The sequence below is a fragment of the Edaphobacter lichenicola genome (assembly GCF_014201315.1).
GTDB classification, from domain to species: domain Bacteria; phylum Acidobacteriota; class Terriglobia; order Terriglobales; family Acidobacteriaceae; genus Edaphobacter; species Edaphobacter lichenicola_B.
Window position 1 is genome coordinate 298,420 of the sequence record NZ_JACHDY010000006.1, and the last position, 21,690, is coordinate 320,109.

General features: G+C 60.8%; 15 protein-coding genes. 5 read left to right on the forward strand and 10 right to left on the reverse strand.

What is annotated here, in order from left to right; all coding sequences use genetic code 11:
- Positions 1-288: 288 nt before the first annotated feature.
- Positions 289-1,035 (reverse strand): hypothetical protein, encoded by a 747-nt coding sequence (locus tag HDF09_RS18535; RefSeq protein ID WP_183768943.1) that lies wholly within the window; start codon positions 1,033-1,035, stop codon positions 289-291.
- 91 nt (positions 1,036-1,126) lie between these two features.
- The gene (locus HDF09_RS18540; protein ID WP_183768944.1) at positions 1,127-2,365 is read right to left on the reverse strand and encodes a hypothetical protein; all 1,239 of its coding nucleotides are present in this window, start codon (positions 2,363-2,365) and stop codon (positions 1,127-1,129) included.
- A 272-nt stretch (positions 2,366-2,637) separates the two neighbouring features.
- Here HDF09_RS18540 and HDF09_RS18545 point away from each other — a divergent pair, with 272 nt between their 5' ends.
- The 5 genes from HDF09_RS18545 to HDF09_RS18565 all read left to right on the forward strand — a co-directional run bounded on the left by HDF09_RS18545 (position 2,638) and on the right by HDF09_RS18565 (position 13,670).
- Positions 2,638-4,608: a glycoside hydrolase family 15 protein gene (locus HDF09_RS18545; RefSeq protein ID WP_221270203.1), complete on the forward strand. Its 1,971-nt coding sequence runs from the start codon at positions 2,638-2,640 to the stop codon at positions 4,606-4,608.
- 203 nt (positions 4,609-4,811) lie between these two features.
- Positions 4,812-7,505, forward strand: coding sequence for a malto-oligosyltrehalose synthase (gene treY, locus HDF09_RS18550; protein WP_311719967.1), 2,694 nt, complete (start codon positions 4,812-4,814; stop codon positions 7,503-7,505).
- The gene (gene treZ, locus HDF09_RS18555; protein WP_183768945.1) at positions 7,505-9,256 is read left to right on the forward strand and encodes a malto-oligosyltrehalose trehalohydrolase; all 1,752 of its coding nucleotides are present in this window, start codon (positions 7,505-7,507) and stop codon (positions 9,254-9,256) included. The genes treY and treZ overlap by 1 nt, the downstream gene beginning before the upstream one ends.
- Positions 9,257-9,514: 258 nt before the next feature.
- Positions 9,515-10,678, forward strand: coding sequence for a DUF5666 domain-containing protein (locus HDF09_RS18560; RefSeq protein WP_221270204.1), 1,164 nt, complete (start codon positions 9,515-9,517; stop codon positions 10,676-10,678).
- Between the two features lie 43 nt (positions 10,679-10,721).
- Positions 10,722-13,670 carry a TonB-dependent receptor gene (locus HDF09_RS18565; protein ID WP_260181778.1) on the forward strand — a complete coding sequence of 983 codons (2,949 nt, stop codon included), beginning with the start codon at positions 10,722-10,724 and terminating at the stop codon, positions 13,668-13,670.
- 122 nt (positions 13,671-13,792) lie between these two features.
- On the opposite strand, the gene hmgA is transcribed toward HDF09_RS18565, so the two are convergent.
- From hmgA to uraD, 8 genes are all read right to left on the reverse strand, one after another.
- The gene (gene hmgA / locus HDF09_RS18570; protein ID WP_183768947.1) at positions 13,793-15,085 is read right to left on the reverse strand and encodes a homogentisate 1,2-dioxygenase; all 1,293 of its coding nucleotides are present in this window, start codon (positions 15,083-15,085) and stop codon (positions 13,793-13,795) included.
- 121 nt (positions 15,086-15,206) lie between these two features.
- Positions 15,207-16,643, reverse strand: coding sequence for an NAD-dependent succinate-semialdehyde dehydrogenase (locus HDF09_RS18575; RefSeq protein WP_183768948.1), 1,437 nt, complete (start codon positions 16,641-16,643; stop codon positions 15,207-15,209).
- A 12-nt stretch (positions 16,644-16,655) separates the two neighbouring features.
- On the reverse strand, positions 16,656-17,930 hold the full coding sequence (locus HDF09_RS18580; RefSeq protein ID WP_260181780.1) for a M20 family metallo-hydrolase: 1,275 nt from the start codon (positions 17,928-17,930) through the stop codon (positions 16,656-16,658).
- A gap of 38 nt (positions 17,931-17,968) precedes the next feature.
- Positions 17,969-18,703, reverse strand: coding sequence for a (S)-ureidoglycine aminohydrolase (gene allE / locus HDF09_RS18585; RefSeq protein ID WP_183768949.1), 735 nt, complete (start codon positions 18,701-18,703; stop codon positions 17,969-17,971).
- Positions 18,696-19,946, reverse strand: coding sequence for an allantoate amidohydrolase (locus tag HDF09_RS18590; RefSeq protein WP_183768950.1), 1,251 nt, complete (start codon positions 19,944-19,946; stop codon positions 18,696-18,698). Before HDF09_RS18590 ends, allE begins: the two co-directional genes overlap by 8 nt.
- A gap of 17 nt (positions 19,947-19,963) precedes the next feature.
- The gene (gene pucL / locus HDF09_RS18595; RefSeq protein ID WP_183768951.1) at positions 19,964-20,824 is read right to left on the reverse strand and encodes a factor-independent urate hydroxylase; all 861 of its coding nucleotides are present in this window, start codon (positions 20,822-20,824) and stop codon (positions 19,964-19,966) included.
- A gap of 4 nt (positions 20,825-20,828) precedes the next feature.
- On the reverse strand, positions 20,829-21,167 hold the full coding sequence (gene uraH, locus HDF09_RS18600; RefSeq protein ID WP_183768952.1) for a hydroxyisourate hydrolase: 339 nt from the start codon (positions 21,165-21,167) through the stop codon (positions 20,829-20,831).
- Positions 21,168-21,169: 2 nt separating this feature from the next.
- Positions 21,170-21,685, reverse strand: coding sequence for a 2-oxo-4-hydroxy-4-carboxy-5-ureidoimidazoline decarboxylase (uraD, locus tag HDF09_RS18605; protein WP_183768953.1), 516 nt, complete (start codon positions 21,683-21,685; stop codon positions 21,170-21,172).
- Between the last annotated feature and the right edge of the window lie 5 nt (positions 21,686-21,690).

The window sequence follows — 21,690 nt, forward strand, 5'->3', positions numbered from 1 at the left end:
TTGTGATCTTCATGCGTTTTTTTTGCGATTCGAGATGTAGTGCGACGACAACGGCAAGTTCAACGGCAAATGCGGGGGTCTCTCCACTGCGTCGCGCGATGAGACTGCGCGACTCCGGTCGAGATGACGATTTTTGTGGGGGGAAGGGAGGACAACGGTTGGTGTGTGGGCTGGAAGGTTCGAACGGTATGGGTGGGTGGAAGGTTTCGGGATCCTTCGCTGCGCTCAGGATGACAGCAAAGGCAAAGGCAAAGGCAACGGCAAGGGCAAGGGCAACGGCAACGGCGGCTAGAAGTGGCGCAGGGGTTCGGTGGTGGTGGTGGATTTGTAGTCGGGATCGCCGGGGATGGGGTCGAGGTTGGAGCGGAGGTCGGCGCTGCGCTCGAGGGAGCGGCTGACGATGTCGCGGGAGCCGAGGCCGACGGCGAGGGCGAGCGTGAGGACGATGCCGCCGAAGAGGATTCCGAAGGCGAGTTCGACGACGGCGCCGCCGATCTGGAGGTGATCGAGGACCATGGCGGCGGTGAGAACGAGGACGAGCCACTTGATGCCGAGAGAGAGGAAGCGGGCGTACTGGAGCTTGGCGTTGACGGCTCCGATGAGGACGGAGCGCTCGAGGAAGCGGGCGATGAGGGTGCCGGCGATGAGGAGCAGGACAGCTCCGATGGAGTGGGTGAGGTAGGGGAGCACGAAGAGGGAGATCTGGGATTCGCCGGGGAAGGCGGCGTCGAAGGCGGAGATGCCGATGAAGCAGCCGATGGCGACGCAGCCCCAGAAGACCACGCGAGCGAGCAGAGCGGTGGGGCTATGGGCGGGGGACCAGTCGGAGATGGTGGCTGAGGAGTTGCGGGCGAGGCGCTCGTCGAACTTGGCGGCGGTGAGCGAGCGGCGAAGGAGCGCGGCGAGGCCCATGCCGATGGCGGTCATGATGACGAGCGCGAGCAGAAGAGCGATGAGGGCCGGGAGAAAGCTCGCCAGTTTGAAGAGGACCTGGTGAGCGGATTGGCGGAGTGCCTGTTCGACTTGTTGCCACATGAGAGGGTCTCCTTACGGGTGCTGGCCTTTTTTGATCGCTTTTTGTTCCAAAGAGCTTTTTTGTTGAAGTGCTTTCTCTATGGTGCTTTTTCTATGGGTTGAAGCGGTCGGGCCATCGCCAGCGCGATACGAGATAGGGTTTGTCGGTTTCAAAGGCTGCGGCTAGATCCTGGACGTGTTTTTCGGGCGGCGTGCCTGTGCTGATCAGCGTGAGGTGCGAGGCGACCCATGCGAGATAGAGCGGGGTGAGCGCGCCGAGGAGGTGACCGCGGTTGATGGTGCGGAGGCGGTAGGCGAGGATGAAGTCGTAGACGATGCGGGCCCAGAGGTTGTCGGGCATGCGGAAGCTTTCGGGTTGGAGCATGGATAGCTTTTTGAGGCCGAGGAGCGAGTTGGGCGGCAGGACGAGGGACCAGATCTCGTGGAGGTTGGTGTAGGCGAGACGGAAGGCGTCGAGCATGGGGGCGGTGTCCGGCGGCTCGGCGATATGGGTGGTTTGGGGAAGGGGCTGGGCGGCGAACTGAGCGGCGGGCTGGGTGCCGCGGGCGCGCTGCCAGAAGGAGGCTTTGGCGTCGACGTCGGCGAAGAGGGAGCCGGCGATGAGGGCGAGGAGACTGTTGAGGTCGCGATTGGCGGGTTGCGGGATGGTGCGCGGGGTGACTTCGACCTCGGCGATGGTGAAGTTGGCGGTGGAGGCTTCGGCGAGCGGCCAGAGGAAGGAGTCGTCCTGCGAGGCGGCGGTGAAGCGTTGCGCGGTGGCGGCGAGGCGGCCGGCCATGCGGAGGGAGACGCCGAGGTCGATGGCGAGGGGGAAGCGGGGGCGCGTTCCGAAGAGGGCGCGGGTGACCGGGTAGAGGATGCCTGAGTTGACGAGGCCTTCGCGGGGACCGAGGTCGTAGTGCGCGACGGAGAGGTCGTTGGTGAGGGTGGAGCTGGCGAGGGTGCGGATGGTTTCGGGTTTGAGCGACTGAGATTCGGCGCCGAGGAGAAGGCAGCTGGAGACGCGGTTTTCCTGCGCGAGCTTGTAGGTGTTGAGATAGTCGGCTGCGGTGAGAACCCAGGGGGTGGCGGAGACGGCGGTGGGGGTGTAGGGGATGAGGCGAAGGGGGCTGCCGGAGGAGAGCTGAGGGGCGGTGTCGGGTGTGGCGACCAGGACGGTGTCGTTGGGAAAGGCGAGGGCGAGGTTGGAGAGGGTGGCTTCGAAGGCCTCCTGCGAGAGGGGAACGAGGCTGACGAGCAGGCTGCCGGTTGCGGTCGTCGCTGTCGTCGTCGCTGTGGTTGCAGGCATGGCGTTGGAGGTGAGGTCGATATTTGTGTCTGCGGAGGCCATCGTGCGATGTGGACTTTCTCGGTTCGGTTGGCGGTGGCTCAGGTTGCGAATAACTGGTTGTCGTTTCAGGAAGTGTTGCTGCCGTGAGTGTACTGCCGATTGTGATAGCGCGCGAGAGCGGGAGAGGCGGTCGGGAGAGATTTTCGCTGTCTTTTGCTGTCTTCAGTTTGCCTCGGGAGTTGCCTCGGGGAAATCTTCGCAGGCATACTTCCTTGCCTGATCTGAATTTATTGTTGTGTGCATCTTACCTGTCGTTAGTCGTTGTTAGAGAGATGCGGGTTGTGGGGTATGTGGTTGCTGGCGGGGTGAATACGCCGGAGTTGGGAGGTTTTGTGGCGGAGCAGAAGAAGAAAGTCGCTGGGTCGGTGCACGAGAGGTTACATGGAGCTTTGCATGGATTGCTTCATGGATCGTTACATGGGGCTTTGCATGGTTCGAGGATTGAAGACTACAGCATGATAGGGGACTGCGAGACTGCGGCTCTGGTCTCGAAGGAGGGGTCGATCGATTGGCTTTGCTGGCCGTCATTTCCTGCTGCTGCGTGCTTTGCCGCGCTGCTGGGGACGCGGGATCACGGCTTCTGGCAGATTGCTCCGAAGGGTAAGGTGAAGGCGATCAGGCGGGAGTATGAAGGGCACACGCTGATCGTGCAGACGACGTTTGAGACGCGAGAGGGCGAGGTGTGCCTGATCGACTTTATGCCGCCGCGCGAGAAGCACTCTCATGTGGTGAGGATCGTGCGTGGAGTTCGCGGCAGGGTGTCGATGCAGATGGATCTGGCGATTCGTTTTGACTACGGAAGGACGGTGCCGTGGGTGACGCGCATTGAAGATGGAGTGCGGGCGATCGCGGGTTCGGACATGGTTACGCTGAGGACGAAGGCCCGGCTGCGTGGTGTGGGGATGACGACGCGGAGTGAGTTCACGGTGCGGAAGGGGGAGACGATGAGTTTTACGCTGACCAACTCTTCGTCTCTGGAGAAGTTGCCGCGTGAGCTTTCTGTCGATAAGGCGCTCGGGGAGACGCAGAGGTTCTGGACGAAGTGGAGCCGGAGGAATGCGTATAGGGGACCGTATGCCGAGGCGGTGGAGCGCTCGCTGATTACGCTGAAGGCGATGACGTATCGGCCGTCGGGTGGGATTGTGGCGGCGGTGACGACGTCGCTGCCGGAGAGGATTGGCGGGTCGCGTAACTGGGACTATCGTTACTGCTGGCTGCGCGACACTTCGTTTACGCTGCTGATTTTGATGCAGGCCAGTTATATGGATGAGGCGGTGGAGTGGCGGAGGTGGTTGCTGCGAGCTATCGCCGGGGCGCCGGACCAGGTGCAGACGATCTATGGGATCTGCGGCGAGAGGCAGCTGGTGGAGTGGGTGGCGGACTGGCTGCCGGGCTATGAGGGTTCGAAGCCGGTGCGGATTGGGAACGCGGCGGTGGATCAGTTTCAGCTGGATGTGTTTGGCGAGGTGTCTTCGGCGTTGTCGAGAATTCCGCAGGCCGAGGATGAGATACGCGTGTCGGCGAGTTCGGTGCAGGCGGCTCTGATCGATCATCTGTGTAAGGTGTGGCCGGAGCCGGATGAGGGGATATGGGAGACACGTGGAGGTGCGCAACACTTTACGCACTCGAAGGTGATGGCTTGGGTGGCGCTGGATCGGGCGATCAAGCATCATGAGCAGTTCGACGGAAAGGGCGATGTGAAGCGGTGGAAGAAGAATCGCGAGATGCTGCATCGGGAGATTTGCAGGAAGGGGTTCGATAAGAAGCTGAACAGCTTTGTGCAGTCGTATGGGTCGAAGCAGCTGGATGCGTCGTGTCTGTTGATTGGGCTGGTGGGATTTCTGCCGATGGATGATCCGCGGATACTTGGCACGGTGGAGGCGATCGAGCGGCGGCTGATGAAGGATGGCTTTGTGGAACGATACGATACGAAGAAGACGAAGGATGGGCTTGCTGGAGGGGAGGGCGCGTTTCTGGCTTGCAGCTTCTGGCTGGTGACGAATCTGTGGTTGATTGGACGGAAGGAAGATGCGAAGGCGATGTTCGAACGGCTGCTTGCGCTGCGCAACGATGCCGGCCTGCTGTCGGAGGAGTACGATCCTATTGAGAAGCGGATGGTGGGGAACTTTCCCCAGGCTCTATCGCATATTGCGTTGATCCATGCTGCTTTTGCGATGTCGGGTCTGTGGTCGCCTGAGCAGCAGGCTCGAGCAAGACCCGCATTGCGTCGTCGGGCTCAGTAGCCGGGCTTAGTGCTTTCGCATCGTGTAGCGGGTGGTTTCATTGCTACGGGCCTGCACGCGGGAGTTTCTGGATTGCGTCGCCGGCGGTGAATACAACCAACGGAAGTAAATGCGTCTCTAACGAGTTACCTGGATTTTTTTGTGCGGAATATCTGCGTGAATGTTACTGCCTTGCTTCCTGAACGCTAACTTTCGATTGGTTGATGATGCTACGAATTCCAGGTTCTACTTACAGACTGCAACTGCATAAAGACTTTACCTTCGACGATGCGGCGAGGATCGCCGACTATCTGCATGAACTCGGGATCTCGCATGTCTACAGCTCTCCTTATCTGCAGGCTGCGCCGGGGAGTATGCATGGATATGACGTGGTCGATCATCAGAAGGTGAATGCAGAGCTGGGGGGCGCGGCGGCGCATGACCGGTTCTGCAAGAAGCTGGGCGAGGCGGGGTTGGGGCAGGTGCTGGACATCGTGCCGAACCATATGTCGCTGGGCAAGGAGAATCGCTTCTGGTGGGATGTGCTCGAGAATGGAACGTCGAGCCGGTATGCTTCGTTCTTCGATATCGACTGGCAGCCGCAGGAGGAGCGGCTGCGGGACAAGGTGCTGGTGCCGATCCTTGGGGATCAGTATGGGCGGGTGCTGCAGACGGGCGGGATCAAGGTGGTGCGGCGCGGCGTGAAGTTTCAGGTGGAGTGTTCGGGGCAGTCGCTGCCGGTGTCTCCGCAGTCGCTGCCGGTGATTCTGGCGCGGGCGGCGGAGTATGCAAAGTCGGATACGCTGAGCTTTCTTGCGGCTTCGTTTGGACGGTTGCCGGCGCCGGAGTATGTGGATCGGCGAACGATTCTGGCTCGGCATCGCGACAAGGTGGTGCTGTTTACGCTGCTGGACCGGTTGTGCGCGGAGGAGCCGGCAATCCTCGATGCGATGGATCGGGCGATGGCGGACCTGAACGAGAACCTGGATGCTCTGGATGATTTTTTGAATCAGCAGAACTATCGCCTGGCCTATTGGAAGACGGCGGATCAGCAGTTGAGCTATCGGCGGTTCTTTGACGTGAATACTTTGATTGGGCTGAGGGTGGAGCGGGAGTATGTGTTTGAAGAGACGCATGCGCTGGTGTTGGATTGGCTGCGACGAGGCGTTTTGGATGGCGTGCGGGTGGATCATCCGGATGGGCTGCGGGATCCGAAGGAGTACTTCAAGCGGCTGCGCCAACGCGCTCCGGATGCGTGGGTGATCGGGGAGAAGATTCTGGAGCCGGGTGAGTTTCTGCGCGAGGATTGGCCGATTGAAGGCACGAGTGGGTACGACTTTCTGAATGTTGCGGCGGGAGTGCTGGTGGCGCCTGAGGGCATGATGGAGTTGTCCACGGTGTATGCGGATTTTACGGGACAGCCTACGGACTTTTCTGCGATTGCGCATGAGAAGAAGATCAACGTGTCGCAGGAGGCGCTGGGGAGCGATGTGAATCGACTGACGTCGATCTTTGTGGAGATCTGCGAGGCGAATCGCGATGAGCGCGACTACACGAGGGCAGAGGTGAGGCGTGCGATTCGCGAGGTGGCGGCTTGCTTCGCGATCTATCGGACGTATGTGGTGCCGGAGCGGGAAGAGATTACAGAGGAGGATCGCGAGTACATTACGCAGGCTGCGGAGTGTGCGAAGGAGAAGCGGCAGGATATCGACGGGGGGCTCTTCGACTTTCTTCGAGATGTGTTGACGATGGAGGTGAAGGGGAAGCTGGAGAGTGAGTTTTTGCTGAGGTTCCAGCAGTTCACCGGGCCGGTGATGGCGAAGGGCGTGGAGGACACGGCGTTTTATTGCTACAACCGGTTGACGGGAATGAATGAGGTGGGGAGCGATCCGGGGCGCAATGGACTGAGCATTGAGGAGTTTCATTCGTACTGCAGGAAGATGCAGGAGACGCACCCCTGCACGATGACTACGCTGGCGACGCACGACACCAAACGCAGCGATGATGTGAGGGCGCGGATGGCGGTGCTGTCGGAGATACCGGGGAAGTTTGGCGCGGCGATACAGCGGTGGTCGCGGATGAACAATGCGTTTCGCGCGCGCAAGCCTGGGGTGGAGCCGTTGCCGGATCGAAATACGGAGTACTTTTTCTACCAGACTTTGATTGGGGCGTGGCCGCTGCCGATGGATCGTGCGCAGGCGTATATGTTGAAGGCGATGCGGGAGGCCAAGCAGCAGACGACCTGGGTGGCGAATAACAAGGAGTTTGAAGACGCGCTGGATTTATTTATTGAGTTCACTTATAGCTATGCGCCGTTTCAGCGGGAGCTGCAGCAGTTTGTGGAGAGGATTCTGGAGGCGGGGCGGGTGAACTCGCTGGCGCAGACGCTGCTGAAGTATACGGCGCCGGGTGTGCCGGATCTTTACCAGGGGACGGAGCTGTGGGACTTGAGTTTGGTCGATCCGGATAATCGGCGACCGGTGGACTACGCGTTGCGGCAGCGGCTGCTGCAGGAGTTGAAGCAGATGAATGGCGGCGATGCGGCGGCGCAGGTGATGGCGAGGGCCGAGGAGGGGCTGCCGAAGATGTGGACGATTCATAAGGCGCTTCGACTGAGGCGCGAGCGGCCAGCGTCGTTTGGAGCGGAGGCTGACTATGTTCCGTTGATGGTGGATGGAGTGAAGCATGACCACGTGATTGCGTATCTGCGGGGCGAGGATGTGGTGACGGTGGTGCCGAGATTGATCGTGAAGTTGGGCGGAGCGTGGAGGGATACAGTGGTGACATTGCCTGAGGGACGATGGAGGAATCGTCTGACGGGAGTGATGGTTGAGGGTGGCGAGGTCGAAGTCAGGGGACTGTTGAAGGATTTTCCGGTGGCGCTGCTGGCGCGTGAAGAGGTTGGGGGAGATCGCTGATGCATAAGTTTTCAGTTTGGGCGCCTGTGGCTTCAAAGGTTGGTGTGAAGATTGGCGATGTTACGTATCCGCTGAATGGGCCTGACGAGCACGGATGGTGGAGTGCTTCGGTGAGAGAGGCCGGTGTTGGGACGGATTATGGATTTGTGATTGGAGAGGATCCGAAGGCGTGGCCTGATCCGCGGTCGGAGTGGCAGCCGAATGGAGTGCATGGGTTGTCGCGGCTGTATGACCATGGGGCTTTCCAGTGGAACGACAGAGGCTGGAGTGCGCCAGCGCTCTCGCATGCTGTGATCTACGAGCTGCATGTGGGGACGTTTACGCCGGGGGGGACATTTGATTCGGCGATTGAGAAGCTGGGATATCTGGTGGAGCTTGGCATTACGCATGTGGAGTTGATGCCGGTGGCTGCGTTTCCGGGCGGGCAGGGGTGGGGGTATGACGGGGCGGCGCTGTTTGCGGTGACCGAACAATATGGTGGGCCGGATGGGTTGAAGCGGCTGGTGGATGCGTGCCATGCGCGCGGGCTCGCGGTGCTGCTGGATGTGGTCTATAACCACTTCGGACCGGTGGGGAACTACTCGGGCAAGTATGGGCCTTACATCACTGAGAGGCACCATACTCCGTGGGGCGGGGCGATTAACTTCGAGGGCGAGGGAAGCGATGAGGTGCGGAGATTCTTCTGCGACAACGCGCTGATGTGGATGAGGGAGTATCACATCGATGGACTTCGTCTGGATGCGGTGCATGAGTATGTCGATCGGTCGGCGGTTCATTTTATGGAGCAGCTCTCGTCTGAGGTGAAGGCGTTGTCGGCGAAGCTGGGACGACGGCTGGTACTGATCGCCGAGAGTGATTTGAACGATCCCAGGGTTGTCACACCTGCGCAGAGTGGCGGGTATGGGATGGATGCGCAGTGGAGCGATGACTTTCATCATTCGTTGTTTACGGTGCTTGCCTTGGAGGGGCAGGGGAAGGGGTACTACTCGGACTTCGGCACGTTGGAAAAGCTGGCGAAGGCTTTGACGAAGAACTTTGTGCAGGATGGGAGTTATTCGCAGTATCGGCGGCGCTCGCATGGGCGGCCGGCGGATGATCTGTCGCCGCATCATTTTCTGGGATATATCCAGAATCACGATCAGGTGGGCAATCGTGCGGTTGGCGATAGAGTCGATCAGGTGGTGGGGTTCGACCGCGCGAAGGTTGCGGCGGCGATCGTGATGACGGCGCCGTTTATTCCGATGATCTTTCAGGGCGAGGAGTATGCCGCGTCGACTCCGTTTTTGTACTTCGCGGACCATGACGATCCGGAGATGGCGAAGGCGGTCAAGAATGGGCGGCGGAGTGAGTTCGCGGCGTTTGGATGGAAGCCGGAGGATATTCCTGATCCGGAGAAGGTCGAGACCTTTCTGCGTTCGAAGTTGAATTGGGAGGAGGTTCATGAGGGTCGCCATGCGGAGATGCTGGATTGGTATCGCAGGCTGATTCAGTTGCGGCGCGGGTCTGTGGCGTTGAACGATGGTGCGGTGGGACACGTGAGGGCGAGCTTCGACGAGAGGCGGCGATGGCTGATCTTCGAGCGTGGGGTGGTGACGGTGATGTGCAATCTTGGAGCGGAGAAGGTGGAGCTTCCTCATTCTAGGAGGGCGCAGTTGTTGCTGGCTTCGAAGGCTGGCGTTGTGGTGAAGGATGGTTCTGTGGAGTTGCCTGCGGATAGCGCGGCGATCCTTTCGAGTGAGGCGATGCGGTAGATTCTGGCGCGATTGGCCGATGTGGGGCGCGTTACGAGAGAGTGACAGCCGGTGGGTTTTGTGGGCGGCGAGCTGTAAAACAGGTAGCATGGGAGCGCGGCTGGAGTCGATTGCTCGGGTTTCAGCTTCATCCAGACAAGGCTTTTCCCAGGGAAACTTTTAAGCTGCTGTCTCGTCTTCCTTAGTGGATGGCGACCTGAAGGAGTAAATTTCAGGCGACCGACGAGAGGGGGCTGTACTTCATTGAGGGAGAGGACCATGTTGAAAGATTTCGGGGTTTTCCGGGCAGGTGTATTGGGTGTGGGTTTGATCGTTTCGATCGCCGCACCTGCTGGCGGAGACCACTTTGCTTTCGCGCAAACACCGGCTGCGACGCCTGCGGCTGTGCGGCAGATTGGCACGGTGAAGGCGACGGCGGGGAACAGTCTGACGCTAACGACCGATGCGGGGCAGGAGGTTGTGGTGAGTGTGGCCGATGGGGCGCGCATTCTGCAACTCGCGCCGGGCAGCACGGATTTGAAGACGGCGCAGACGATTACGCTGGCTGATATTGCAGCAGGCGACCGTGTGCTGGTGAGCGGCAAGGCCGGAGACGGCGGTGTGGGGCTTACGGCTTCGCGCGTGATTCTGATGAAGTCGTCGGAGATTGCGCAGAAGCATGAGGCGGAGCAAGGCGACTGGCAGAAGCGAGGGACGGGCGGGATTGTGAGCTCGGTGGATGCCGGGTCTATTGTGTTGTCGGTGGGGGCGAAGAAGCTGACGGTGAATACGTCGAGTGCGACGAAGTTTCGGCGGTATGCGGGCGACTCTGTGAAGTTTGAAGATGCGAAGCCGGGGACGCTGGCGCAGATACAGGTGGGCGATCAGCTTCGGGTGCGTGGGGCGAAGTCAGACGATGGATCTTCGATGCAGGCGGAAGAGGTGGTGAGTGGGTCGTTCAAGAATCTCGCTGGGCTGATTGGAACTATCGACGCGACTGGCGGAACGCTGACGTTGAAGGACCTTGCGACGAAGAAGACTGTGATGGTGAAGATCACGGACAACTCCAGCCTGAAGGCTCTGCCGCCGGAGGCTGCGACGAGGTTTGCTGCGCGAGCCAAGGGCGGGGCCGCCGCTGGAGCAGGCGGGGGGGCTCAGGGTGGAGGGCAGGCGAGTGGTGGTGAGGGAGGACGGGCTGAGGGCCGCTCTGCTGGAGCCGATCTGTCTCAGTTGGTGAGCCGGCTGCCGAATCAGACGGTTGCTGACTTGAAGACTGGAGATGCGGTGATGATCGTTGCGTCGCAGCCGGATCCCAATGGCCATGTAACTTGTGTGACTCTGCTCTCGGGGGTGGAGCCGATTCTGGCAGCGACGCCTAGCGGTGGACCGGCGTTGACGCTGTCTCCGTGGAGCCTCGGCGGCTCTGATAGCAGCGCGCAGTAGTTTGACGCGAACGGCAACGATGGAAAACTTTTTAGGAGAAGTAATGTCATTTCGCGCAGGGTTGAAGTTTGTTTTGCTTTTTTTTGTTGCATGGATGCCGGTTGTGACGAGCGCTCAGCAGACGGGCGCGACGGTGCATGGGGTGGTGGCGGATCCTGAGAGCGCTGTGATTCCAGGTGCGACGGTGACTCTGACTCCGGTCTCGGGGAAGGCTTTGATTACGAAGTCGCAGAGCGATGGAAGCTATGTGCTGAGCGGTGTTCCGGCGGGGACTTATTCGGTGACGGTGACGATGCCGGGGTTTGCGTCGTACGTGAAGCTGGGGGTGAGGATCGCGGCGGGGCAGAATCTGACGTTGGATGCAAAGATGGCCATCGAGGAGCAGAAGCAGCAGGTGAACGTGAATGCGCAGGGGGCGCAGGTGAGCGTGGACCCCGACAGCAATGCCAGCAGCACGGTGATCAAGGGCAAAGATCTGGAGGCGCTTTCGGATGATCCGGATGAACTTTCTTCGGAGTTGACGGCGCTGGCGGGGCCGGCTGCTGGTCCGAACGGCGGACAGATTTATGTCGATGGATTTACCGGCGGACAGCTGCCTCCTAAGTCTTCGATTCGCGAGATTCGCATCAACCAGAATCCGTTTTCGGCGCAGTACGACAAGCTGGGCTATGGGCGGGTTGAGGTTTTTACGAAGCCGGGTACGGACAAATATCATGGCAGTCTGAGTGTGCAGGGTGGGGATAATGCGTTCAACACGTCGAACCCGTTTCTGGGCGCGTCGAATACGCAGCCGCCGTATCACACGATCTTTATTCTGGGGAGCGTGAGCGGGCCGATCAATCGGTTCTCTTCGTTTACGGTTGGTGGCTCGCATCGGACGATTCAGGACAACAATATCGTCAATCCGAGTGGGTACTATGCTACTTCAGCGGATGCAACGACGCCTTGCGATCCCGGGATCACGACGATTTCAAGCTGCTCGTATTTTTCTTCTTATCCGGAGTCGGCGCGTGCGGTGTCGCATCCGCAGACGCGTAGTGATGTGAGCCCGCGTGTTGATTTTGCTCTGGGAGAGAAGAACACGCTGACGGTGCGGTACCAGTACAACGTGAATGGGCAGAACAATAATGGCATCGGGAACACGAATCTGCCGACGGCGGGCTACAACACGGAGACCACGGAGAATACGGTTCAGATCAGCGATACGCAGATTCTGAGTCCGCGGGTGATTAATGAGACGCGGTTTGAGTATCAGCGCGACTACTCGACACAGGACCCGGTGAGCACTGATCCGACGTTGTCGGTGCAGGGAATCTTTACGTCGGGCGGATCGAGCCAGGGGACGCAGAGAAGTACGAGCACGCATCTTGAGGTGCAGAACTACAGCTCGATTGCGACGGCGAAGAACTTTATTCGGTTTGGCGCGCGGCTGCGCACGACGAATGAATCGCTGTCGTCGAACGCGGGATCGAATGGGACGTTTACTTACTCGTATCTGCTCGATCCGTGCACGGACCCGAACCCGAGCATCAAGCGGCCGAGCAACTGTAATGCTGCGGCGACGAAGCCTTGCGATGCTCTGAATGCAGGCATCTCGTCGTACCAGTGCGGGCTGCCGGGGCAGTATGCTGCGACTACGATCAACAAGCTGGAGGTGAATGGACGTCTGACTGACGTGGGGTTCTACGCGGAGGATGACTGGAAGCCGAAGGCGAACCTGACGATTACGTACGGCATGCGGTTGGAGGCGCAGAACGTAATTAGTAGCGGGCATGACTTTGCGCCGCGGGCATCGTTCGCTTACGGGATTCCGCGAGGCGGGGGGAAGTCGCCTACGACGGTGGTGCGAGGCGGATTCGGCATCTTTTACGATCGGTTTACGCTGGCGAATTATCTGACGACGCTGCAGGAGAATGGAACCAATCAGGTGACCTCGACGGCGATCAATCCAGGCAGCGGCTGCACACCGGACCCGCCGATCAACTGTGGCACTTCGACGACGAGCAAGATTACGACGTATGGACTGGGCAATGGGATACGCAGCTCGTACACGATGCAGGAGGCGGTTGGGGTGGATCAGCAGCTTGGGCGCGCGGCCACGATGTCGGTGAACTACCTTTATGCGCGGGGCGATCATCAGTATCTGAGCAGGAACTTCATCGTCGACAACGGCTTCGATCAACAGTTTCAGTCGGGCGGGGTCTATAAAGAGAATCAGCTGTTGATCAATGGAAATGCGCGGTTGAAGAAGCTGACGCTGTTTGGGTTTTATTCGCTGAATCTTGCGAATGCGAATACTTCGGGAGCGGGATTCTTTCCGACCAGCAATACGAACACGAAGGTGGACTATGGGCGGGCGACGTTTGCTCATGCGAGCTTTGCGGTTGTGGGTGGGAGCTGGCAGCTTCCGTACAGCTTCTCTGCGAGTCCGTTCATCATTGCGCAGTCGGGGACGCCGTATAACCTGACGACCGGGCTCGATCCTACGGGTTCGTCGATCTATAACCAGCGGCCGTTCTTTGCGAGTGGGGACAGTGGGGACTGCAGGGTCTCGAGTGCCTTCAGTTCCACGCAGACTGGCAGCCTGACGCCTGTGCCGATCAACTACTGTAATGGTCCTGCGAACTTTACGTTCAATCTTCGTGCTTCGCGGACGTTTGGATTTGGAGAGAAGACTCGTGGCGCGGCTGCGGCGACGGGAGGAAGTAGCGGCCCTGGCGGTGGTCCTGGGGGCCCTGGTGGTGGTCCTCGGGCTGGTGGGCCGGGTGGGGTTCGTGGTGGGTTCGGGCCTCAGGGTGCTAGTTCCGGCCATCGATATACGTTTACGCTGGGGGCGCAGGCCTTCAATCTGTTCAACGTCATTCCTTATGGGACGCCTACGAGCAGTTTGAGTTCGCCGCGGTTTGGTCAGTTCACTACGCTGGCCGCGGGGCCGTTCAGCTCGGCTACGGCTTCGCGGCGGATTACGTTGCAGGCTACGTTTAACTTCTAGGGTCCTGCCGGACGGGCTCCCTGCGCGGGAGGCGGTCACTTCGTGACTTGTATACCTTGTTTTGGTGGATAGAAACCCCTTGTCCTCCCGTTGGTCGGGGGAGGACAAGGGGTTTTGGCTAGCTACGGTTTGAAGTTTTTCTTAAGGGTCTGCCAGCAGGTGTAGTACTCGTGCTGGCGGGCGGCGGTGTCCATCGCGAACTTTGTGGGACGGCAGACGAAGCGGGTTTCAAACATGAAAGCCATGGTGCCTTCGAGTTTGACGGGCTTGAGGTCGGCTTTGCTGGCGCGGTCGAAGGTTTCTGCGTCGGGGCCGTGGCCGCTCATGCAGTTGTGCAGGCTGGCTCCGCCGGGGACGAAGCCTTCGGCCTTGGCGTCATACTCGCCTGTGACCAGGCCCATGAACTCGTTCATGAAGTTGCGGTGGAACCAGGGTGGGCGGAAGGTGTGTTCGGCGACGATCCAACGCGGGGGGAAGATGGCGAAGTCTACGTTGGCGGTGCCGGGGATCTCGCTGGGTGAGGTGAGGACGGTGTAGATGGAGGGGTCGGGGTGGTCGAAGCTGACGGAGTTGATGCAGTTGAAGCGGGCGAGGTCGTACTTGCAGGGGGCGTAGTTGCCGTGCCAGGCGACGACGTCGAGCGGGGAGTGATCGAAGTCGGAGGCCCAGAGATTGCCCTGGAACTTTGCGACTACCTGGAAGGTGCCGTTGTCGCGGTCGTCGTAGGCGGCGTGCGGGGTGAGGAAGTCGCGGCTGTTGGCCAGGCCGTTGGCGCCGATTGCGCCGAGCTCTGGCAGGCGGAAGCTGGCGCCGTAGTTTTCTAGGAGGTAGCCGCGGGCCTGGGGGTCGAGAAGTTCTACGCGGAACTTGATGCCGCGGGGGATGAGGGCGACTTCGCCGGGGGTGAGATCGAGGATGCCGAGTTCGGTGTGGAGCATGAGGCGGCCGAGCTGGGGGACGAAGAGAAGCTCGCCGTCGGCGGTGTAGAAGAAGCGGTCGGTCATGCTTTTGGTTGCGGCGTAGATGTGGATGGCGACGCCGGAGTGCATGGTGAGGTCGCCGTTGCCGGCGAGGGTGGTGAGGCCGTCGATGAAGTCGACTGGCGTCGTTGGTAACGGGAGCGGGTCCCAGCGGAGTTGGCTGGGCGTGGTCTCGATCTCGTTGAAGGGAGTGGAGCGGACCATGCCGTTGGCGATGCGCTCGTAGGGCTTGTGCATGACGGAGGGGCGGATGCGGTAGGTCCAGGTGCGGCGGTTGAGCAGGCGCGGCGCGGTGAAAGGGCTGCCGCTGAGCTGCTCGGTGTAGAGGCCGAGCGGGGCCTTTTGTGGGGCGTTCTGGCCGACGGGGAGGGCGCCGGAGTGGGCCTCGGTGGCAAACTCATTTCCGAAGCCGCTGGAGTACTTGAGATCGGGCATGGTGATCCTCTTGGTAAAGATGTGTCTGGTCGACGAGGGCTTCACGACGAGCGGAGATGGCTTCTTGACGACACAGAAGCTTAGCCGAAAACTGGTGTCTCGTGTTGGGCGAGGGAAGATGCTAGCGGGTGGGGGAGGGGTCGGCGGTGGAGACTAAGTATGGTTTGGTGGCGGGTTCGCTGGCGGTGGTGGCGGAGGAGATGACGACGGTCTTTGCGTTGAGGAACTCGCGCATGCCTGCGGCGGAGAGTTCGCGGCCGTAGCCGGAGCGCTTGATGCCGCCGAAGGGCAGGCGCGGATCGCTGGCGACCATGGCGTTGAGGAAGACGCCGCCGCACTGCAACTCGGTGATGAAGCGCTGTTGTTCGGCGGGGTCGCGGGTCCAGGCGGAGGCGCTGAGGCCGAAGGGGGTGTCGTTGGCGATCTCGATGGCCTCGTTGATGTCCTGGACGCGGAAGAGCATGGCGACGGGGCCGAAGAGCTCTTCGCGATAGACGAGGGAGGTGCGCGGGACGCCGGTGAGGACGGTGGGTTCGAAGTAGTTGCCGGTGCCGAGCATGCGTTCGCCGCCAGTGAGGATGCGTGCTCCGGCCTTGGTGGCGGCCTGGACTTGTTGTTCGAGTAGTTCGACGGCGCGGACGGTGGCGAGAGGGCCGATGTCGGTGCCGTCTTTCATGGGGTCGCCGACGCGCATGGCTTCCATGCCTGCGACGAAGCGGGATTCGAAGACGTCGTAGACCTCGTCGGCGACGAGGAAGCGTTTGGCGGCGATGCAGGATTGTCCGGAGTTGACGCAGCGGGCGCGGACTGCGGTTTCGATGGCGGCGTCGAGATCGGCGGAGGGCATGACGATAAAGGGATCGCTGCCGCCGAGTTCGAGGACGGATTTTTTGATGAGCCAGCCGGCTTGTGCGCCGATGGCTCGGCCTGCGGTCTCGCTGCCGGTGACGGTGACTGCTGCTATGCGCTCATCGCCGAGGATGGTTTCGACTTGATGGATTTCTAGCAGGAGGCTTTGGAAGGTGCCGCGGGGAAAGCCTGCGCGGCGAATGAGGGATTCGATGGCGAGCGCGGACTGCGGGACGTTGTTGGCGTGCTTGAGGAGAGCGACGTTGCCGGCCATGAGCGCGGGTGCGAGGAAGCGGAAGACCTGCCAGAAGGGGAAGTTCCACGGCATGACGGCTAACACGATGCCGATTGGATCCCACCGCACGTAGCTGTAGTTATCTTCGGTGGGGATGGACTCCGGTGCGAGGATGCGGGCGGCGTGCTCGGCGTAGTAGCGGCAGGCGTCGGCGCATTTGAGGATCTCGAAGCGGGCGGCGTGGAGGGGCTTGCCCATCTCCTGGGTGATGAGGATGGAGAAGTCGTCGATCTCGTGTTCGAGGATCGAGGCGAGCTTGCGCATCCAGAGGGCGCGGTGTTCGAGGGGGATGAGGGAGTAGGTGCGAAAGGAGTCGGCGGCGAGAGCGATCTTCTGACGCGCGACTTCGTCGGTGAGTGGCTCGAAGCTGCGCAACAGCTTGCCAGTGGCGGGATTGATGGACTCGATGGCCATGCTGGTGCGGAGTTACTCTGACGCTAGTTTAGCAAGAACCGAGGCAAGTACCTCTACCCCGAGAGTGGTATCCGCTGGTGTGGCATATTCGTCCGGTCTGTGGCTTACACCGTTGCGGCAGGGGATGAAGATCATGGCGATGGGGGCGATGCGGGAGATGAAGAGCGAGTCGTGATAGGCGCGGCTGACCATCTTTTTGGGGGAGATGCCGTGGGCGGCGCAGACCTCTTCGAGGAGTTCGACGATGTGGGGCGAGGACTGGGCGGGGGCGTCGGCGTTGATTAGCTGCTCGGTGATGATGACGCTGCGGCGCTGGCGAAGTTCTTCGATGTCGCGACGGACGGCTTGCATAACGGACTCGCGGCGGGTTGGGTCGGTGTCGCGGATGTCGAGTTGGAGGACGACGCGGCTGGGGACGCTGTTGACTGCGCCGGGATGGACGTCGCAGGTGCCGACGGTGGCGACGGTGTCGATGGCGCGTGTGGCGAGGGTGTGTCTTTCGATGGAGAGGATGAGTTCAGCCGCGGCGCAGAGTGCGTCTTTGCGGTCGGGCATGAGGAGCGCTCCGGCGTGCCCACCGAGTCCGCTGACGGTGAAACGATAGCCTGCGGGGGCGGCGATGCTGGTGACGATGCCGAGGGGGATGCCATCGCGTTCGAGGAGCGGGCCTTGTTCGATATGGAGTTCGAGCCAGGCGTGGTAGTGGTTGGGTGCGAGCTTGACCGATGCCAGGTCGCCGGTGAAGCCTGCGGCGGTGCGAACTTGTGCGAGGGTGTGGGCTGTATCGGCTGGCTCGTTGGCTTCGCTGAGGGCGTCGGCTTGTTTGGGATCGAGGGTCCCGGAGATGAGGCGGCTGCCGAGACAACCTATGCCGAAGCGGGTGGGCTCTTCGGAGGTGAACATGACGAGTTCGATGGAGCGGCGTGGGCGGAGGCCAGTGCGTTTGAGTGCGCGCATCGCTTCGAGACCGCCGAGGACGCCGACCGTGCCGTCGTACATTCCGGCGTGAGGGATGGCGTCGGTGTGGGAGCCGGTGGCGACGGCGGGCAGGTTGGGTTCTGTGCCTGACCAGCGGATGAAGAGGTTGCCTACGGCGTCGTCGCGGACTTCGAAGCCTTCGGCGATGGCTAGTTGTTTGAGCCAGGCGCGGGCGCGGAGATCGTCTGGAGAGAAGACGACGCGGGTGACCGACGTGCCTTCGCTGACGGGCTCGGCGTTGGTGAATGTAGCGAGGGTTGCGAGTTCACTCATCAGCCGTGCTTGATCGATCTGAATCTGCTGGGTCAAAACTGCTGCCTCCTTTTGGTCGGGGTTCGCCGCCGATGCTAGACGAGTGGGTGACGGTTCCAGTCTTTGTAGATGAGGTACTTTGCGGGACGTTTGCCGAGGGCTCCGAACCACTGCGGACAGAAGGGGCCCATCCAGATGAAGTCGCCTGCGGTGACTGGATACCAGCTGTCTCCGAGGCGGTAGATGCCGCCGCCTTCGAGCATGAGCAGGCCGTGCTCCATGATGTGGACTTCGACCATGCTGAGTGCGGCGCCGGGCTGGTAGGTCATGGTGTTGACGGCGAAGTCGAAGGATGGCGAGCCGGGCAGGAGGCTGCGAACCTGGAGGTTGGGGTCGTCGTTGAGCGGGACGGAGAGAGTTTTTTCTTCGTGGCCTACGAGGACCTCTGGTAAAGAAACGGAGGCGATTGCTTCGTAGGGCTTTTCGATGATGGCGAGTCGTGTGGCTTGTCGGGCGGTGAGTGTGTGGGCTGTGTCTTCGGGGATGTAGGCGAAGCTGCCGGGGATCAGCGATTGAAACGTAGTGTCGGTTGCGAGATCGGCTGCGCCCTCGAGGGCGTAGAGGAATCGCTGGTTGGAGGTGGGTCCGAGTTTGCCGCCGGGTTCGAGCTCTGCGGTGTACTGGGTGAAAGCCGCGCCGGCAGCAGGGGAGATGTGGACGACGGCGGTGGCGAGTTCCATGCCGGGCAGCACGGTGCGGACGAAGGTGTCCGGGGTGTGGAGGAGGTGGTCGCGCTGATTGGTGCTGCGGGTGTGTCCCAGCTTATGCATGGCTGTCCTTGGTTTTATCATCGCTCAGGAGCGCGAGGAACTCCATTACGGTTGCGAGTGCGGCCTCGACGTCCTGTGGGAGCACGGCTTCGTCGGGGTGGTGGCTGAGGCCCCCGGGGCTGCGGAGGAAGAGCATAGTGGAGGGAATGATTGGGGCGAGGATCATCGCGTCGTGGCCGGCTCCACTGGTCATTCTGCGGCTGGGATAGCCGGCTTGTGCGGCGGCGCGGTGCAGCAGGGTGGTAAGGTGCGGATCGAGCGGGACGGCGGATTGCTCCATCTCGGTGCGGAGAGTGAGGGTCACACCGCGTTTGGTCGCTGCGGTCTTTGCGATTTGCGTTAGAGCGTCGACTGCAGCGTGGCGGGTGTTGTCGTCTGCGTGGCGAATGTCTAACGAGGTTTTCACTCTGCCGGCGATGACGTTTCCAGCGCCGGGTGAGGCGTCCAGCTTGCCGACGGTTGCGACGAGGCCTTCGTGAGCGGTGGCGCAGGCTTCGACGGCGACAATCCATTCGGCGGCGGCGGCCATGGCGTCGTGTCGCAGGTGCATCGGCGTGGTTCCGGCGTGGTTCGCCTGGCCTTCGAAGAGGAGTTGCATGCGGGTCTGTCCTACGAGCGCTTCGACGATGCCGAGCGATGCGCCCTCGCTCTCGAGGATGGGGCCTTGTTCGATGTGAAACTCGAGATAAGCGAAGGCGTCGCGGGATAAGACTGCTGCGGGAAGGTTTGCGGGATCGAGGCCGTAGCTTCGTATGGCTTCTGCGATGGTTAGGCCATTTTGATCGGTGCGCTGCAGTGTCTCTGGGGCTAGTTTTCCTACGACTGCGAGGCTGCCGAGGAAGGCTTTGCTGAAGCGGACGCCTTCTTCTTCGGAGAAGCCGATGACTTCGATGGAGAAGGGTGGCCGATGCTCGAGGAGCTCTTCGATGACGGCGATGCCAAGGATGACTCCGAGGATGCCGTCGAAGGCTCCGGCGTTGGGTACGGTGTCGAGATGAGAGCCGATGATCAAGCGAGGGGCGTTAGCGATGGGAGAGGGCCACAGCCCGCGCAGGTTGCCGATGGCGTCGGTGTGCACTGTCATTCCGGCGGCCTCCATCCACTGGCTCAGTAGCGAGTGGACGGCGCGCATGGGAGGGGTAAGGAAGCGGCGTGTGATCTCGCCGGGGACCTCGGTGTGGGCGGCGATCTCGCGGCAGCGGGCGATGATGCGGGTGGCGCAATCTGTGTTTGTGCCTGGCATAGTTACTTTATTCTGCTTCAAGATTTGCGGCGGACGCGCGCCTCGATGTATCCGTGGGGCTCGTCGGTGGGGACGAAGATCTCGTTGGGATTGTCCTGGTGGAAGCGGGAGAGGTCGACGAGGAGGCAGTGCTTGTTGGGCATGGTGATCTCGATCTCGTCGATTGCAGGGACGGCTTCGAGAGCGCTCTCTGCCATGGCGTAGAGGGTCTGTTGTACGGATTTGCTGTCGTGGTTGGCGAAGGTACACAGCATGGCCTCGCGAAGCTTTGTGCGTAGGGCGTCGAATTCGAGATTGGGTGAGGTGTAGCGCCATTCGGCACGGACGGCGGTTCCGAAGAGGCGGTCTTTGGTCTCAGGAAGGGTGGTGAGGGAGTCCTTGATGTAGCCTTCGAAGCCGGAGTTCGCGGTCTTGAGCATGACGAGGTTGTCGAGGCCAGAGAGGACGTGAAAGCTGCCGCCCTGCGCACGTTCTATGTTGGTGGTTTGAAGCTCGTTGCTGCCGCGCATAAAGGCGCTGGGATGTGGTTCGTCGTCTATGGTGAGGCGCTTCCACATGATGCTTTCGATGCGAACCGCGGCTGAGGAGACCTGCGGATTTCTTGTCAGGAGGAAGTCGACCAGCTCTTTGGCGTAGTCTTCCATGGCGGTTGCCTTTGAAGCTCGCGCGAGAGAGTAGACGGTGTTCTTCATTGTGTCTGTCGGGAGGATCTTGCTGTTGTCGCCGTCGAGGTGGGCGGTAGCGAAGTCGCCCTTCAGTAAGACTTGAACCGTCCATTCGCGCAGGTCGTGGCTGTGAGTCTGGCCATGAGCGTGACGGGTGACCTTCATCAGGCGGACGCGGGATTTTCCGTAACGATTTTCAGCCAGCTCAATCATCGGGTCAGCTTCCTCGGTAGGTGGTGTAGCCGTTCGCGGTCAGGAGCAGGGGAATGTGGTAGTGCTGCTCGCCTTCGGTGACGGTAAAGACGATTTCGACATAGGGGTAGAGGCCGTTTAGTTTGTGTTGCCGGTAGTAGGCGATGGTTTCGAAGTGAACGCGATAGATGCCCGGCTGCAGGGTTTCGGTTGTGGGTAGGAGATGTTTGCAGCGGCCATCGGCGTCGGTAGTCGCTTCATTGAGGGGCGACCACTTTCCATCGGTCAGGCGAGCTAGGGTGATGGGAACGCCTGTGGCTGGCCGTCCTAGGGTCGTGTCGAGAATGTGTGTGGAGATGCCCATGGTTACTCTGACTCCAGCCAGCGATGAAGGCGAAGCTGTGTGATCTGGCGTTGTTGTTCTACTGCTTCGCGTAGCTCTGTGCTCGCGTCGTTTTGCATTCGTGCTTGCAGGATGGCGAGAATCTCTGCGGATGATTTGCTTGTGGCGCAGACGATGAAGATTCTGCCGAAGCGCTCTTCGTAGAGGCCGTTCGCGGCTTCGAGAGCTAGCTTCGCGGCATGATCTTCGGAGAGCGCTGCGCGTTGTTCCTGCGCCGACCAACGCAGAGACTCTTCGGTTGCGTGGGTTTGTGCGTGATTTTGACCGATGCGGGGATGGCTGTCGAATGCTTCCTGCCATGCCTGTTCTGGAAGATTGCGCCAGATGACGGCGGAGGTTTCGATGAGAGAGGTTTCGTCTGCGATGGGGCGCGTGGAAGCTAATGCAGCGGCCCACGCGTGGGAGCCGCAGCAGGGGAGTGCCTCGCGGGCTGCGGTGGCGTGGTCGAGCGAGTTCCATCGGGCCAGAACTTTGTTCATGCGTG